Consider the following 16,870-nt stretch of genomic DNA (forward strand, 5'->3'; position numbering starts at 1 on the left):
CATATACCGGGGCTTTCCTCAAAAACTAAATATGTAAAGTGCCTACATATTACAGGTAGAACTGAACACCGATTTTTGGAGCAAAGAAGTTTGCACCAATGCTGAAGTTTTTGCTTCCACCGTCATCGTTTCCATTACCATCTTCAAAATTGTGATTATTATAACTGATTCCGTTTACAGAAAACTCAATACCGAATTTTTTGCTCGGGAAGAATGCAAAACCAGGAGATAAGGCAACTCCTACATTGTTGTTTTTGCTCACTTTAGTGAAGTTATCACCGTTTACATCTCCAAGTTTAGTGTTACCAAATTGCATTGGAACTGACAATTGTCCGAAGAATTTAAACTGGTCATTGATTCCTTTGTAGCCACGTACAAACGGACTTACCACAAATGTGTTTGTTTTATTAGAAAAACCTGTTGTTGGGTTAATGGTAGCATAACTATAAGTTTTAGAGAATTGGTAACCGATTCCTGTACCTACAGCAATGTCTTTTGCGATGAAGTAACCTACACTTGGAATTACTGTGAAATTAATGTCTGACTTAGGATCGCCATCAGTTTTGTTTGAATTGAATTCTACGTCACCACCTACCATAAAGTTTCCTTTTTCTGTTTGTGCCTGAGTTGTAAATGCTAATGCTGAAACAGCCAACAGGGATAATAATAATTTTTTCATTTTGTTGCTTTTTTAATTTATAAATGAGTCAGGCGCCTTGGTTTAATGCCTGACTTTCGTTGTCATATAGTCAACACTGATGCCAAAGAATATCCCCGGTTACTTTCTGGAAAGGGCGTTTTTTATAAATCGCTATCAGATAGTGACATAAAATGTTTTAGTTTGGCCCTTATTATTTTGCGATGACAATTAACATAATTTTAACAGCAAATTAACTTTGCCCGGTTTTCGGACAGTTTGACTTTCTTTGTTATTCTGTCAGATTTTGCATGGGTTAGATGGCAGTTTTTTTAATGCTATTTTAATTTCTGCGCCATAAATAAATTAAAATTGAAGGGTTTCAGATAAAAAAATCTAACTTCATTAAAACCTTTATGGCACCTAAAAACGTTACTATAGTATGAGACTATTAATTGAACGAAAACCAATAAAAGTATATCCTGATCCTAAACGTGTTATTGCAAGATTCTTTTTCAATGGAGATGAAAGAGCTAAGGAAGTTATCAGGAGAGTAGTAGCTTTACCGGACAATGAGGTTTTTGGTCTCATTTCACCCATCCTGCAGGAATATTCCAAAAGGCACCGGAACATCACTAAAATACTCGCCCGCAACTGCAAGAAAATTAAATATGCGCTGGATGAACTGGAAATTGATTATGAAAGCCTGAGCAAGTACCAGCGGTTACTGCTCGGATCGTATTTTACCCATGAGTACTCTATTGAGTCGGCCGCCTTCTTTAACCCTTCGGTGGTAGAAGATCCGGATCAGTCAGAACTGGTAGAAGGAGAAAAAAGGCTGATCATCAGTTTCAGGGCCGTGGGCGAAGGCCATATTTCTTCTGTAGTCTTCAGAAGGGCGCTGGTAGACAGCAATGGTAATATCACTGTTCAGCCTGCCGGAAATTATATTGATGAGGCAGAGATCGTGCGGAATGCAGTTTATAACAAAAAGCTGTTCCTTAAGAAAGCTGCAGACTCCAGAATCGACCTGAATATCCTGGATGAGCTGGGTGCAAAACTCGATGATAAATTCGATTATACGGTACTCAGAAGGATTATCCTGGATTCAAGAAACCTGCAGGAAGACGACCTGAGAAAACTGGAATACGATAAAGTACTCTGGCTGTCCGACACCTATCATGAAATCAGTTTCTCCAGGGATACCGATATCTCTGACCGGGTGATCTTTCCAATATCTGAATTTGAACGCAAGGGAATCGAAGATGCGCGTTTTGTACGTTTCGTGAAGGATGACGGAAGTATTATTTACTATGCAACCTATACTGCTTTTGATGGCGCGATGATTATGCCTAAACTGCTGCAGACGACAGACTTTTATGATTTCAAAATCAGTCCGCTGCATGGTGCCGGAGCTGCAAATAAGAACCTTGCCTTATTCCCGAGAAAAATCAATGGCAAATATGCGATGATCTCCCGGATTGACGGATGGAACAATTACCTGATGTATTCGGATAAGCTGACAGTTTGGGATCATCCTGTAAAGCTGCAGCATCCGCAGTTTCCATGGGAATTCATACAGATAGGTAACTGTGGTTCTCCTATTGAGACCGCAAAAGGCTGGCTGGTAATAACACACGGCGTTGGCCCTATGCGCAGGTACTGCCTGGGAGCAAGTCTGCTGGATCTGGAAGATCCTTCCAAAGAGATCGGCCGTTTAACTGAGCCATTGGTGATCCCCAACAATGATGAAAGGGAAGGTTATGTACCAAACGTATTGTATTCCTGCGGTTCTATCATCCACAATGGTGAACTGATCATTCCTTACGGATTATCTGATTACTGCTCTTCCTTCGCCAGTGTGAAAATTGATCTGCTGCTGGAAAAGCTACTGAGTGCAGGTGGTACTATACAGGAAACTATACCAGTGCCGGATCCTTCAGCAAAAAAAGGTAAAGGACAATCTGAAGTGAAGGAACCTTCAATATAGAGGAAACCACAAAGGAAAAAGGATAACATTCAGTAAATGTGGATAGCTTAATAATTTAAGCTGTCCACATTGTTATTTGAATGAATGTAGTCTTTAGACCAAGAAAATTTAGAGGATCTGATGGTAGAGGGCAAGATAGTCTTCTACCATTTTTTCTTTGGAGAACTTTTGGTTTGCCCATTCTGAGCAATACTGACGGTTAATCCCAGCGGTTTGCGTTACCGCATCTACAGCTTCTTCTACGGTACTCACCAGAAATCCGGTCTTTTCATGCCGGATAAGTTCTGGCATAGATCCTCTGTTAAATGCTATCACCGGCGTTCCGCACAACATTGCTTCCGCTACGCTTAATCCGAAAGGCTCGTCAAAGCTTATAGGGTGCAGCAGGGCATAAGCGCCTCCCAGCAGATCGTTTCTTTGCTCCGGGCCTGCTGAGCCCACAAATACTATATCATCGCTTAAAAAAGGTTTTACCCTGTCATTAAAGTAATTTTCATCCTGGATAATCCCTGCAATAATCAGTTTTCTTTTGCTTTTCAGTGCGATCTGAATTGCTTCTGAAGTTCCCTTATCAGGATGTATTCTTCCGAAGAACAAAAGATACTCACCGGCAACAGGATTTAAACTAAAATTTGAAGTATCCAGTCCGTTGTAAACAGTTCCCAAATAATTCAGATCCGGGTGACGATTGGCATCACTGATGGATACGTAATGTCCCTTTTCATTGTACTTCTGGTATACAGGTATGATCCTTTCCGAGGAAAAGCCGTGTATAGTAGTAATTACCGGTGTTTTGATCAGGCCTGAATAGCTGAGCGGCAGAAAATCAAAGTGATTGTGGATCAGGTCAAAACTGTCTGCCTGTTCCATCAGGTTACTGATATGCAGGCATTCCAGTACTTTTGCATCCTGTCCGCGCTGATCCTCATAACCCATATCTACCACACTGTTGAGTGTGGCAGTAGTCAGGGAATCGCCGGTTGCAAACAGCGTCACATCCAAACCGGCAGCAACCAGGCCTTCGGTAAGGTTTGATGCCATTTGTTCCCAGGGTCCGTAGTGGCGTGGAGGAGTTCTCCATGCCACGGGTGATAAAACAGCTATCTTCATTTAAACAGCCTGTTCTTTCATTGGTGCAGCTTCTTTTTTAGCCGTGAATTCATATTCAAACTCAAGCGATTTCAGCACGGTAAGGTGTGAGATCCAGTAAGCCAGCGTACTTTCTGCACCCTGGTTCCTGTTGATGCCGTGAGGTTGTATGCCGTCTCCGCAACCTTTGGTCTCATAGTCATATAATGGCAGTCTCAGACTGTTTTCTCCAATGAACCACTGGTAACTCAGGTACATCTGACTGATATATTTGAGGTCGTGCGTAATCTCATAGGCTTTGAAGTACATCAGTACCATTGCCATAGTTTCAATAGCCTGCTGGTCGTAGATGGCCATATCTTTATCGCGGTGCAGCCATCCGTCATTTCCCACCGGGTTTAAATAACCTTTATCCAGCGTTTTTGCTGTCAGGTATTCCATGCTTTCCAGACCTATCGCAAGCGATTCCTGATCCTGTGTAGTCTCATAATGAGATAACAGTGCCAATGGTAATATCGCATTGTCGTACGTCAGTTTTTCCTCAAACCAATGCCAGTTGTCGCCTTTATTGGCATGGTATGCTGCCTTTAACGGGGTAGCCAGTTTATTTAGCTCATTGATGAAATAATCATCGTAAGGCTGTGATTTCAGGTAGCTGCTCAGTCCGATCATTGTATTTGCCAGTCCGCGGAGGTGTCTCAGTTTATCAAAATGAGGTACCGATTTGATAAACAATTCCTTGGCAAATTCCCTGTAGGAATTATTAGGCGCATTATTGATCAGGTAACCCAAAGACCAAACCGTTCTTCCGAAAGAGTCTTCAGTACCTACTTCATCAAGATATTCCCTTCTGAAACTCAGGAAGTTTCTGAAGTTACCATCGTCAAGCTGCATGTATTGAATATAACTCAGGTAAACCGGCAGTAATTCAAGGGCAACCTTACTTTTATTTTGCTGCCATGCCATAGTCACCATCAGCAATGCCCTGGAGTTATCATCTACACAGTATCCTTCTTTCAGATTCGGGATACCATATTTTGCATGCTGAACAATACCTGTATCATCTGTTAAGCGCTGGATGTGTGCCATACTGAATGCCGGCATCATCTCAGGATCAACGATTGGTTTGTTTTCATCAGGAATTACCTGTGCATCAATTATAGCCTCCTGAAGGGTATTGATAAATACGCTTCCGGTATTTGGCCAGCGCAGGTGCAAGCCGTAGTTATAGGCGTTCTGTTTCAGCTCCTGCAGCTGCTCTTTATTTTTGAATAAGTCGTTTACAATATCAGACAGTGCATCGGCATCTTTGAAATCAAAGAGTTTACCCCTGTTTTCATCCAGAAGTTCCTGTGCATGCCAGTAAGGAGTTGAAATTACTGCAGCTCCCGCACCCACCGCATACGATAATGTTCCGCTGGTAATCTGCGCCTCATTAAGGTAGGGGGTAATGTACATATCTGCTGCCGTCAGATAGTCATATAGTTCCTCTTCAGAAACAAACTTATTAATGAAAATGAGGTTTTTATCTACGTTCAGTTTTTTTGCCAGTCTTTTCAGGCTGTCCCTGTATTCCTCACCAGAGTTTTTGATTACTCCGGGGTGGGTAGTACCAAGAATTACGTACAATACATCAGGGTTTTGTTCTACAATTTTCGGCAAGGCCTCAATTACAGTTTCCAGTCCTTTATTACGGCTGATTAATCCGAAGGTGAACAATACCTTTTTACCTTTCCAAGAAACCGAATTTCTGACATCATTATGAATTTTTGGCTCAAGGTCAGGCACACCATGTTCAATCAGTTTTATTTTATCTTCGGGGATACCATAGATAGTTGTCAGGAATGTAACTGCACGGTGGCTCATTACTACCAGCTTGGAAGAATACTTTGCAATTTCCCTGATAATGGTCAATTGCATGTATGATGGATCCTTTAATATGGTGTGCAGGATAGTGATCAGAGGTTTTTGTAAACGTGCGATCAGGGGTAAGATATATACACCACTTTCACCGCCGTAAATACCGAACTCGTGTTCTAAAATGCAGACATCTGTCAAACTTGTGTTGATATAATCAGCAGCGCGGATGTAGTCTTTTTGATTTTCCTGTCTGATGGTATATTGAACTTCGCTCGGGTATTCGTAGGTACTGAGATCCTCAGAATCCGTCATCGCGACCACAAAACTGTCCGCAGACACCGATTTGGTGTCATGGGCAATTGCTTTTAAAAGATTATTATTAAATGTTGCAATACCACATTCACGAGGAGGGTACGTTGATATATAAGCTATTTTCATAAACAATAAAAGTGAATTCTACAATCTAATCAATTATTCAGCCATATTGTTTGCAATCTCATATTCCCGGAGGAATTTTGGGTAAAATGACCGTGCAGGAACACGCAATAAAGCCTAAGGTTTTAAAAAGCATAAAAAAGCCGGCTATTTTTTGAGAATAGCCGGCTTTTTGTATACTTCCTTATTATTCAGCTTTTTCGGGCACTGCATTGAGGAATACAAAGTTGTGGTCAAACATGTCTAACTTAATTTTGCTGTCTTTACTGATTTTTCCTGCAAGTATTTCCTTAGACAGTTCATTTAAAATACGTTTTTGTATCACTCTTTTCAGCGGTCTTGCGCCAAACTGAGGATCGTAGCCTAATTCCGCAAGCCAGTCCAATGCCTCCACAGATGCTTCTATTTCAACGCCCATTTCTGCAAGGGTATCCTGAACATGCCTGAACTGAAGTTCTGCAATGTTACGTACCTCGCTGCGGTTTAATGGCGTGAACATGATCAGCTCATCGATCCTGTTTAAGAATTCCGGCCTGATGGTTTGCTTCAGCAGCTCGAACAGCTCATTTTTGGTTTTTGCGATCACTTCATCCCTGTTGCTGTCGTCCAGTTCCTTGAAGTTGTCCTGGATCAGGTGCGACCCAATGTTTGAGGTCATGATAATGATCGAATTCTTAAAGTTTACTGTACGGCCCTTGTTATCGGTTAAACGTCCGTCATCCAATACCTGCAGCAGAATATTGAACACATCCGGGTGCGCTTTCTCAATCTCATCCAGCAATACTACTGAATATGGTTTACGGCGTACCGCTTCTGTGAGCTGACCACCCTCATCATAACCAACATATCCCGGAGGCGCACCAATCAGTCGCGATACCGCGTGTCGTTCCTGGTACTCGCTCATATCGATACGGGTCATGGCGTTTTCATCATTGAACAGGAATTCTGCAAGGGCTTTTGCCAGCTCTGTTTTACCTACTCCGGTTGTACCAAGGAAGATGAATGATCCGATAGGTTTGCGTTTGTCCTGCAGTCCTGCCCTTGAGCGGCGGATAGCATCTGATATGGCCTCAATCGCTTCATCCTGTCCTGCAACACGTTTATGCAGTTCAGCTTCGAGGTTTAACAGTTTCTCACGTTCACTGGATACAAGTTTAGTTACAGGAATACCTGTCCATCGGGCCACTACACCAGCTATATCATCTGCTGTAACTTCTTCTTTCAGCATGCGGCCTTCGCCCTGCTGACTTTCCAGGGTTATTTTCAGCTCATCAGCTTTATCCTGTGCTTCTTTGATCTTGCCGTAACGGATCTCCGCCACTTTACCATAATCTCCTGCACGTTCTGCCTGATCAGCTTCGAGTTTGTAGTTTTCGATCAGCTCCAGCTGGCTATTGATACCGTCCACAACATCTTTTTCGCCCTGCCATTTGGCTTTGAGCTCATCCCGCTCTGCAGAAAGGTTTGCAATTTCTTCGCCCAGGGATTTCACTTTTTTATCATCGTTTTCCCGTTTGATGGCTTCCCTCTCAATTTCCAGCTGCATGATCTTGCGGTCAAGTTCATCCACATTCTCAGGTACACTGTCCATTTCGAGGCGCAGTTTTGAAGCGGCCTCGTCCATCAGATCGATCGCTTTATCCGGCAGGAACCTGTCGTTGATATACCTCTGGGACATTTCTACTGCCGCAATGATTGCTTCGTCCCTGATCCTTACTTTATGATGGGTTTCGTATCTTTCTTTCAGACCACGTAGAATAGAGATTGCATCCTGTGTATCAGGTTCATCTACAATTACTTTCTGGAAACGGCGTTCCAATGCTTTGTCTTTCTCCAGGTATTTCTGGTACTCATCCAAAGTAGTGGCACCAATAGCGCGCAGTTCTCCGCGGGCCAGTGCAGGTTTAAGGATGTTTGCGGCATCCATTGCACCTTCGCCTCCGCCAGCACCTACAAGTGTATGGATCTCATCGATAAACAGGATGATATCACCGTCACTTTGGCTTACTTCTTTCACTACAGCTTTGAGCCGCTCTTCAAATTCTCCCTTATATTTTGCCCCCGCAATCAGTGCCCCCATATCGAGTGAGTATACTGTTTTGGTTTTCAGGTTTTGCGGCACATCCCCTTTGATGATCCTGAAGGCGATCCCTTCAGCAATTGCGGTTTTACCAACCCCCGGTTCACCGATCAGGATCGGATTGTTTTTCGTTCTGCGTGAAAGGATCTGGATCACCCGGCGGATTTCCTCATCCCTTCCGATTACAGGATCCAGTTTGCCGGATTCTGCATATTCGTTCAGGTTGCGGGCATATTTGTTCAAAGCATTATAAGTCGCTTCTGCATTCTGGTCGGTTACACGGTTATCGCCTCTCAAAGCGGCAATTGCCTTTTTAAGATCTTTTTCTGTGACGCCCTGGTCTTTTAATAATTTCGAGGTATTATCATTTACTGCAAGCAGGCCCAGCAGGACATGTTCTACGGAAACAAATTCGTCTTTGAATTCTTTCAGATAGGACTGTGCTTTTTGCAGGGCTGAGTTAGATCCTGAAGAAAGATAACCATTGCTTCCGCTTACTTTCGGAAATCTGGCGATCTGTTCATCCAGCTGCAGGTTTAGGTTATTGAGATTTACATTGAGTTTCTTAAGTACATAAGAAACTACATTTTCATCAACAGTAAGCAGGCCTTTAAGCAGGTGAGCTGTCTCAATAGCCTGTTGCTGGTTGCCCTGGGCTATTTCAGAAGCCTGTTGAATCGCTTCCTGTGCTTTTATCGTAAAGTTGTTGAAGTTCATGCCTGAGGGCGATCAAAACAGATGCCATCTTCATTCATCCCCACACATCGGAAATTATGTCCTGAAATTATTTTTTTAACTGAAGAAATGACTGTTCTTGAGTGTCTTGTGCTGAATTTTTGTCTGAGTTGATTACAGCGGAGTTTCTTAACGCAGGGCGATAAAAAACCCCGTTGCCCGTATTGATTCATACAGGCAATGGGGGGAAGTATACTTTTATTTATTTAAGGATCTCAGACAGACGTGCAGTCTGGTGGTCCACAAGTTTTTGTAATGGTCCTGATGCAAGCATCTTCATCATCATATTCAGGTCTGCAGAAAGGATATGTCTGGCGGTAGTTGTGCCATCACCATTGTCTTCTACAGTCCATTTCATTTCAATATCGAAAGGCGCTGCTTCGGATGGTACAGCAGTAAGTTCCTTATTTTCCACACGGCTGGCTATTTTAATGGATAGCTTTGCCATGTTCTGAATGGTAAAAGTTGCCTCATCGGCTGTTGAAGTCCAGTTGTAAATATTCTCTGGCATCAGCTGCTGGTGATTATTCAGATCGGCTAAATAAGTATACACTTGTTCTATGGGCTTATTTACCACAGTTGCACTTTCAATAACGGTCATACTCTATGCTGGGTTTTTATCTAAGTTTTGTCCCCATTCTGATGGGTTTCTGCGCCATTGATTCAATACATCCACATCGCTCTGTGCAATAAAGCTGTTTTCAGCCGCGTATTCTATCAGCGTGTTGTAATTAGATAATGTTGCAAAACGGCATTTTGCTTCTTTGAAGTTTTCATCAGCAATGTCAAAGCCATAGGTAAAGATAGAGACAAGACCTGCGACAGATAAACCTGCTTCTTTCAGTGCATTTACTGCCTGTAAGCTGCTTTTGCCGGTGGAGATCAGATCTTCTACCACAACTACACGCTGACCTTCAAAGATTTCTCCTTCAATCAGACTGCCTGTGCCGTGTTCTTTGGCTTTGGCCCTTACATAGGCAAATGGTAATCCTAATTCCTGTGCCACAAGTACGCCCTGCGGAATACCAGCGGTAGCAACACCTGCAATCAGATCTACAGAACCAAATTCTTCCTGTATCAGCTGTGTAAGTTTCTGTCTGATGTATGTTCTTATTGAGGGATGGGAGAGCGTTACCCGATTATCGCAATAAATAGGAGATTTCCAGCCTGAAGCCCATGTGAAGGGGTTATTTGGCTGTAATTTTATTGCTTTAATTTGAAGTAAAAATTCAGCTACCTTTAATTCAATATCACTTTTATTATACATGTTACAAAATTACTCAAAATAATGCCATCCTTGTATAGGGCAATTGTCCTTTTTTTGCCAGCAATTGATACTCAATGTGATAAATAGCAAGTAATCGGTTTTAAAGTAATTAATACACTAAACCTCTTTGTAAAGCACAGATTTTTTATACTTTTATTTCCGGAAATATCCGGTAAGCGCTTCTTAGAAGCGCTTTTTTAACAACGGTCATACTGATGAAAACATACAGGATTTACATTAACGACAATACACTGATCATAGCGGATAAATTGCCGGAGCAAACGGAAACAATCCAGATGGTAGAAGAGAAGGGCTTTAACTTTAAAACCTTTTATGAGAAACTGGGCAAACTCTCTGCAACCCCTTATGCAATAGTTACTGAAGATCCTAAAACGCTTTTCCGGACGATCAGAAAGAGCCTGACTATCATTAAAGCTTCCGGCGGGCTGGTCAGCAATGCGAAAGGGGAATACCTTTTTATTTTCAGGAATAAAAAGTGGGACCTACCCAAGGGTAAAGTAGAAAAAGGTGAGGGAATGAAAGAAGCCGGACTGCGTGAAGTTGAGGAAGAATGTGGTGTAAAGATCAATAGCAACAACGAACGCCTCTGCAAAACCTATCATGTTTATGAGATGAACGGCAAGCTTGTGCTGAAAAGGACAAACTGGTACAGCATGACCGTTAAAGGCGTGCCCAGGCTGATCCCGCAGAAAGAAGAGGGTATCACAAAAGCTGAATGGCTCAGCGCAGCAGACCTGAAGCCTGTACTCAAGAATACTTACCCATCTATTGTAGATGTGCTCAAAGCAGGCAAGCTGATCAGAGAGAAGGTTTAACTGCCTTTATTATAAAAAAGCAATCGCTTCCTTCGGAAGAAATGGGGTAACGTCGCCATGATTCCGAAGGATATCCCTTACGATGGTAGAGCTGATGGCAGAATATTCAGGTTTGCTCAGGATAAATATGGTTTCCATCTCCGGCATCATCGTCTGATTGATCTGTGCTATTGCCCTTTCATATTCAAAATCGCCTACAGAACGTATTCCCCTGATCATATAGCTGGCATTGATCTTTTTACAGAAATCTACAGTTAAGCCTTCATAAGATTGCACCTCAATATTGTCATAAGCTGCAAAAACCGATTTCACAATAGCTTTTCTCACTTCGCCCGTTAAAAAGCTTTGTTTGGAGCTGTTGAGGCCGATGCCAATAACTACCTTATCAAAAAGGGGCAATGCGCGTTTCAGGATATCGGCATGTGCAATGGTAAGCGGGTCAAAGGATCCCGGAAACAGGGCTGTCTTCATGTTTTATGGCGTATAATTAAAGAAACTGAACGAAGAATTTCCATACCTGCGGGTTTCCGTATAACCCGGCTGGTCTTTTAATTTCAACAAGGAAGGATGTTCTACTACCAGCAGGCCGTTCTCGGTCAGCAGTTTGTTCTTTGCAACCAGCTGCGGTATCAGCGGGATGGTTGGGAGGTCATAGGGCGGATCTGCAAAAATGATCTGGTAAGACTGGTTGTGCTGTTCCAGGAACTTAAACACATCTGCTTTTTTTAGTGCTATTTCTGTCAGTTTGTATTTGTCTATTACGGATTGTACCCAGTAGATACAGCCCGAATGTTTATCTACAGCGGTTACATTTTTGATACCGCGTGAGGCAAATTCAATACTGATATTTCCGGTACCGCAGAACAGATCGAGCACATCACAGCTGTCAAATTCATAGGTATTGTACAGAATATTGAACAGAGCCTCTTTGGCCATATCCGTTGTAGGCCTTACAGGAAGGCTGGCAGGCGCATTCATGCGGATACCTTTAAGTTTACCGCCAATTATACGCATAGGTCAAGAGCTAAAAGGCTGCTGTAATAATGAGCGGGCATATCATCAAGGATAGCCTGGTCAAACTGATCAGCCGGGGGAAGGTTAAAACGAAGGTCTCCGAAGTATTTGCTCAGGCAATTGTAATAGCCATCATCCTTATGGATAATCCCGCTAAGCAATACCGTTGCACAGGCTGTACTCAGTTTCAGTTCCTGGATCAATAGTAAAAGGTAGTAGTTGAACTCTTCCGGATTTTCAATCTGGAAGGTGTTCTGAAAGATCATTTTGCGGTTATCGAGCAGTAGCACGTTAAACGATCCTGCAGTGAAATCGAGTAACAGGGCCGTTCCTTCGGCAGCAGAACCCAGTGCAAGCAGCGGCGTATGGTGTTCATACTTTGCTGCACTGGCCAGCGATTTATCCAGTGTTTCTTCGATAAACTGCTCCAGGTTAAAGACTGATGTAAAACCGAATTTCGCAAACGGGCGCGTATACAGATTGCTTGAAGATGCTTCTGCAAAAAAGTTGGCATAACTGTTCAGTTCATTTTTGTTGAACAGACTGCTGGGAACAGCAATTGTATTTGGGGTATATACTGATACTTTGATCTCGCGGAAGGGCAATCTCAGGTAGCTGTCCCTTTTGATCGCAGAAGCCAGTTCAGCAGCAGTATCTTCACATTCCTGCTGGTCAAAAACAGCCTTAAGCTGCCTGCTGCTCTTGTCGATCACCGCATAGGAAAAGCTGTCTGCAGTGATTTTCAATAACAAATTACAGTCTGATGCAGTATTGGGATCAAACTCGGGATCCACTAATAAAATGCTGTTTTTACTATTGTTCATCTTAACAAAATTAATTCTTTTTTCTATAACCACACCATTGCATATTTGTAAAATGGATAAAGCAGCAATAATTGCACAGTCTTATCAGTTTCAACCCACTGCCGAGCAGCTTGTTTTTTGCCGGCAGATGGCGGAGTTTTTATCGGGAGACCTTGATAACCGGTGTTTTATCTTGAGGGGGTATGCAGGTACAGGTAAGACCACCTCGGTAGCGGCGCTGGTAAAAGCACTGCCCGGATTTAAATTCCGTTCTGCGTTGCTTGCACCAACTGGCCGGGCAGCTAAGGTAATGACCAGCTATTCGGGCCGGATGGCGCTCACCATTCATAAAAAAATCTACCGGAAGAAGTCGGCCGTCTCCACAGAAATGGCATTCCAGCTGGCGCCAAATCTTGCAGAGCGCACACTTTTTATTATAGATGAAGCTTCCATGATCGCGGATGAGTGGAATACCCGTAATGGTTCGTCCTTTTTAAAGGATGTCATGGAGTTTATCTATAATGGTAAGAACTGCGGTGTGCTGTTTGTGGGCGATACGGCACAGCTGCCACCCGTGGGAAGCCTGGATTCCCCGGCGCTGAACAAAATGTATATTGAACAGGCTTTCGGTCTGAAGGTTATGGAGACGGAACTGAAGGAAGTGGTACGTCAGGGACAAAAATCAGGCATTCTTGCCAATGCTTCTATGCTTCGCGACCTGATCAATGCGCATATTGCAAAAGCCGAAAACGGTGGCGATGAGATCAAAATGAAGCTGCCGGAGTTTATCACCAGGGGCTACAAAGATATTTTCCGGATGACCGGGCTCAAACTGGTAGAAGGGCTTGAGTATGCCTATAGTAAATTTGATATAGAAAATTCCCTGGTGGTATGCCGCTCCAACAAATCCGCCAACGTATACAATCAGCAGATCAGGGTAAGGCTGTTGTACCGCGAAGAGGAACTGACCGGTGGTGATCAGATCATGGTAGTGCGGAATAATTATTTCTGGCTGCCTGACAATGAGGCTACATCTTTCATTGCCAACGGCGATATGGCAAGAATTGTAAGGGTAAGGAACGAGGAGGAACGTTACGGATTCCGCTTTTCTGAGGTGCAGCTTGAATTTCTGGATTATCCGGATGCCGGGCATGTAACCTGTAAAGTGATGCTGGATACATTACAGGGGGAAACGCCCAATTTATCTTATGAGGATAGTAAAAAGCTGTTTGAAGGGGTTGCCGAAGATTATATCCATATAGCAAATAAACGGGAGCGTATGCTGGCCATCAAGCAGGACCCCTTTTTCAATGCGCTGCAAATCAAGTTTGCTTATGCGGTAACCTGCCACAAAGCACAGGGCGGGCAATGGGATGCGGTATTTGTAGATCAGGGTTATCTGACTGATGAAATGGTGGATCTTGAATTTTTAAGATGGTTGTACACTGCTGTAACGCGGTCGAAGAAAGAACTTTTCCTGGTCAATTTTGCAGCTAACCTGTTTGGCGAAGCCGCCGAGGAGAACTACTAGCCTGATTTGCGCAAAAGATCAGCGGCTGTTGGCAAATTCTGAAAGAAAAATCTGGTACACAGCTGTATTCAGCCTTTGAAACCTGTTCCATGGATTTCAAAGAGCTATATACAGATGCCCCTTTGTGAATTATTTTTAGTGTGCAGAGTGCGAATCGTCTGTACTCTTACTTTTTATGAGAAATGACAGGGAGTATGCAGCTACAGCAATGATGATAGAAAGACTCAGGATGATAATGGTAACTTCAGTATTTGACATGGTTATGATTTTATTTGCTAATTGTCTGGTAAATTATTAATGGTCAAAAGTAGTAAAATATGGGAAAATTAAGAACAATTCGGGTAACAAAATCAACGCTTATCAGACTGGCCGGATTAATTGACCACTCCTAAATTCTCTTCGATTGCTTTACCTATCGGCCCCAGTGGAAAATTTTCTGATGAATCAGTTTGTAACAACACTTTCCATTTTCCGCTGAACCTGTTCCTTGTAATCTCATAGAAACCCTTTTGATGGATGATTTTGTAAATATTGATAGTCGAAACCGCTTGTTCAACTTTATATATTTCCTGGTCTACATTGATGTGAATACTTTTCATGGTTCTGATTTTTAATACTTGGTTATACAATGATAGTTGCACGAACCCTGCCAGTACACATGCAATCTCCCTGCAGAGCGGCGGAGCTATTTCAAGAAATGATAAAAAAAGATATATTTGTTATCATGCAGCTTTCTCAGATATGCTGTAGCCATCAGTATATGATCAAAACAACAGGTATTTCCTTTATTTATTTCTTCATTTTATGCCTGAGTACTTTGTCTGCCCAGCAAAAAAATGCGCATTCTTTCAAAGTGCTGCCGCTCGGTGTTAAAGGCGGGCTTGACGAGAGTAACCTCTCTGCTTATATGATCGCCCCTGAAGGCAGTGACAACTATATCTGTGCTGACGCTGGGACGGTAAGACATGGAATTGATGTTGCCCTCGCAGGGAAAGCATTAAATGGTAATGCCGATGAGGTATTAAAAGCTCAGATCAAGGGATATCTGATCTCACACGCCCATCTGGATCACGTTGCCGGCCTCATCATGAACTCTCCTGAGGACTCGAAAAAAAATATCTACGCGCTGCCCTCTGTGGCTGCTGTATTAAAAGATAAATACTTCACCTGGAAAGCCTGGGCCAATTTCACGAACGAGGGTGATCTTCCACATCTTGACAAGTATACCTATGTTTACCTGAAAGATCAGGAGAAAATAGCATTAGCCGGCACAGAAATGCAGGTTACGGCACTTCCGCTTAGCCATGGCCCTTCCTATGAAAGTACTGCTTTTCTGATCAGTCATGGAAACAGTTCCCTCCTGTACCTGGGCGATACCGGGGCCGACAGGATTGAAAAATCAGATGACCTGCAGCAGCTCTGGGCATATATAGCTCCTTTGATTAAAAAGCAGCAGTTGAAAGCTATTTTTATAGAAACTTCTTTTTTTGATAAACAACCGGAGAAGCTGCTTTTCGGGCATCTTACCCCACAATTATTGATGGAGGAAATGGGGAAATTAGCTGAACTGTCGGGACTGGATGCACTTAAAAAGGTTCCTATTGTAATTACGCATATGAAATCTTTTGGTGAGACAGCGCCTGAACTGGCCGCCGAGTTAAATAAGGATAATGTTTCCGGCTTTAAACTGGTCTTTCCCGTTCAGGGGAAATTTTTGTTATTTTAATCCATTCATATGCCTGAAAATTTACCTGAACATCTTCAGTTTATGAAAGGGGGCGGCGAAGCCGGGGCACAGATCCGCGCCCGTAACTGGGAGGAAACACCTTTAGGCAATCCGGGCAGCTGGCCGGCCTGTATCCGTATGAGCCTGAGTGTATGTTTAAATTCCAGTTTTCCAATAGCAATGTACTGGGGCCCGGATTACCATATCTTTTACAATGATGCCTACCGGGCGATTGCCGGTGACCGGCATCCGGATATCATGGGCAAGCCAAGGAGGGAAGCCTGGCCTGAGGCATGGGGGGAGATCAAGCCGCAATTTGACGAAGTGATGTCAACCGGCAACTCTCTCCGTAACAAGGACAGACGGTTCCTGATACACCGGTCCGGATTTACTGAAGAATGTTATTTCGATTATACTTTATCTCCGATTGCTGATGAACACGGTAATATCTGTGGCATATTCAATGCCGTGATGGAAACCACTTACCAGGTGATCAATGAAAGGCGTAATCATCTGCTGCAAAGGTTAAATCTTCAGCTTCATAGTTTCCATACAAGTGAACGCGGGTATAGCGAGGCCATTACCTTATTACAACAGTTTAAACATGATATACCCTTTTCACTGCTTTATCAGTACGATGCTTTACATGATCAGTTTATACTGACACAATGTGCCGGTTTGAGCATAGAGCAGGCGGAGCAGGTACCATGGCCCTTAAAACAGACCATTACTTTCGGTGTTTCTGAGGTTATTGGTAAATTACAGGACAAGATCCCGGATTTTGCTTTTACAGACATGCCGGTTGCGGATCTTCAGGCGATAGCGATGCCGGTCAGGTATGCAGATGAGCACATTACCGGAGTCTTT

Annotated in this window: 16 protein-coding genes; 5 read left to right on the plus strand and 11 right to left on the minus strand. The window is 43.1% G+C overall.

Features of this window, described 5'->3' with window-relative positions; all coding sequences use genetic code 11:
• Window positions 1-49 precede the first annotated feature (49 nt).
• A complete protein-coding gene (locus ABWY16_RS04365; RefSeq protein ID WP_353903429.1) occupies window positions 50-679 on the minus strand; it encodes an outer membrane beta-barrel protein in 630 nt (209 codons plus the stop codon).
• Window positions 680-1,079: 400 nt separating this feature from the next.
• Here ABWY16_RS04365 and ABWY16_RS04370 point away from each other — a divergent pair, with 400 nt between their 5' ends.
• Window positions 1,080-2,627 carry a glycoside hydrolase family 130 protein gene (locus ABWY16_RS04370; protein ID WP_353903430.1) on the plus strand — a complete coding sequence of 516 codons (1,548 nt, stop codon included), beginning with the start codon at window positions 1,080-1,082 and terminating at the stop codon, window positions 2,625-2,627.
• A gap of 108 nt (window positions 2,628-2,735) precedes the next feature.
• Here ABWY16_RS04370 and ABWY16_RS04375 read toward each other — a convergent pair whose 3' ends face one another.
• The 5 genes from ABWY16_RS04375 to pyrE all read right to left on the minus strand — a co-directional run bounded on the left by ABWY16_RS04375 (window position 2,736) and on the right by pyrE (window position 10,093).
• Window positions 2,736-3,737 carry a glycosyltransferase family 4 protein gene (locus tag ABWY16_RS04375; RefSeq protein WP_353903431.1) on the minus strand — a complete coding sequence of 334 codons (1,002 nt, stop codon included), beginning with the start codon at window positions 3,735-3,737 and terminating at the stop codon, window positions 2,736-2,738.
• Window positions 3,738-6,014, minus strand: a complete 2,277-nt coding sequence (locus ABWY16_RS04380; protein ID WP_353903432.1) for a glycosyltransferase family 4 protein — start codon at window positions 6,012-6,014, stop codon at window positions 3,738-3,740.
• Between the two features lie 184 nt (window positions 6,015-6,198).
• Window positions 6,199-8,808, minus strand: coding sequence for an ATP-dependent chaperone ClpB (clpB, locus tag ABWY16_RS04385; RefSeq protein ID WP_353903433.1), 2,610 nt, complete (start codon window positions 8,806-8,808; stop codon window positions 6,199-6,201).
• A gap of 220 nt (window positions 8,809-9,028) precedes the next feature.
• A complete protein-coding gene (locus ABWY16_RS04390; RefSeq protein ID WP_353903434.1) occupies window positions 9,029-9,427 on the minus strand; it encodes an SRPBCC family protein in 399 nt (132 codons plus the stop codon).
• Window positions 9,428-9,430: 3 nt separating this feature from the next.
• Window positions 9,431-10,093 (minus strand): orotate phosphoribosyltransferase, encoded by a 663-nt coding sequence (gene pyrE / locus ABWY16_RS04395; protein WP_353903435.1) that lies wholly within the window; start codon window positions 10,091-10,093, stop codon window positions 9,431-9,433.
• Between the two features lie 215 nt (window positions 10,094-10,308).
• On the opposite strand from pyrE, the gene ABWY16_RS04400 reads away from it, so the two are divergent.
• Window positions 10,309-10,929 (plus strand): NUDIX hydrolase, encoded by a 621-nt coding sequence (locus ABWY16_RS04400; protein ID WP_353903436.1) that lies wholly within the window; start codon window positions 10,309-10,311, stop codon window positions 10,927-10,929.
• Window positions 10,930-10,938: 9 nt separating this feature from the next.
• Here ABWY16_RS04400 and coaD read toward each other — a convergent pair whose 3' ends face one another.
• The 3 genes from coaD to ABWY16_RS04415 are packed head-to-tail and all read right to left on the minus strand — an operon-like array spanning window position 10,939 to window position 12,767.
• Window positions 10,939-11,400: a pantetheine-phosphate adenylyltransferase gene (gene coaD, locus ABWY16_RS04405; protein WP_353903437.1), complete on the minus strand. Its 462-nt coding sequence runs from the start codon at window positions 11,398-11,400 to the stop codon at window positions 10,939-10,941.
• A gap of 3 nt (window positions 11,401-11,403) precedes the next feature.
• Window positions 11,404-11,943: an RsmD family RNA methyltransferase gene (locus tag ABWY16_RS04410; RefSeq protein WP_353903438.1), complete on the minus strand. Its 540-nt coding sequence runs from the start codon at window positions 11,941-11,943 to the stop codon at window positions 11,404-11,406.
• On the minus strand, window positions 11,934-12,767 hold the full coding sequence (locus ABWY16_RS04415) for a DUF3822 family protein (protein ID WP_353903439.1): 834 nt from the start codon (window positions 12,765-12,767) through the stop codon (window positions 11,934-11,936). The genes ABWY16_RS04410 and ABWY16_RS04415 overlap by 10 nt, the downstream gene beginning before the upstream one ends.
• Before the next feature lie 52 nt (window positions 12,768-12,819).
• On the opposite strand from ABWY16_RS04415, the gene ABWY16_RS04420 reads away from it, so the two are divergent.
• Entirely contained in the window at window positions 12,820-14,277 is a 1,458-nt protein-coding gene (locus ABWY16_RS04420) for an ATP-dependent DNA helicase (protein ID WP_353903440.1), read from the plus strand.
• A 135-nt stretch (window positions 14,278-14,412) separates the two neighbouring features.
• On the opposite strand, the gene ABWY16_RS04425 is transcribed toward ABWY16_RS04420, so the two are convergent.
• Both ABWY16_RS04425 and ABWY16_RS04430 read right to left on the minus strand, forming a co-directional pair.
• Entirely contained in the window at window positions 14,413-14,535 is a 123-nt protein-coding gene (locus ABWY16_RS04425) for a hypothetical protein (protein WP_353903441.1), read from the minus strand.
• A gap of 116 nt (window positions 14,536-14,651) precedes the next feature.
• Window positions 14,652-14,876, minus strand: a complete 225-nt coding sequence (locus tag ABWY16_RS04430) for a hypothetical protein (RefSeq protein WP_353903442.1) — start codon at window positions 14,874-14,876, stop codon at window positions 14,652-14,654.
• 161 nt (window positions 14,877-15,037) lie between these two features.
• Here ABWY16_RS04430 and ABWY16_RS04435 point away from each other — a divergent pair, with 161 nt between their 5' ends.
• Window positions 15,038-16,003: an MBL fold metallo-hydrolase gene (locus ABWY16_RS04435; protein WP_353903443.1), complete on the plus strand. Its 966-nt coding sequence runs from the start codon at window positions 15,038-15,040 to the stop codon at window positions 16,001-16,003.
• Window positions 16,004-16,012: 9 nt separating this feature from the next.
• The coding region (locus ABWY16_RS04440) for a PAS domain-containing protein (RefSeq protein ID WP_353903444.1) at window positions 16,013-16,870 on the plus strand (858 nt) is incomplete at its 3' end.

Origin of the sequence: Pedobacter sp., from assembly GCF_040513095.1 — a bacterium.
Taxonomy (GTDB): domain Bacteria; phylum Bacteroidota; class Bacteroidia; order Sphingobacteriales; family Sphingobacteriaceae; genus Pedobacter.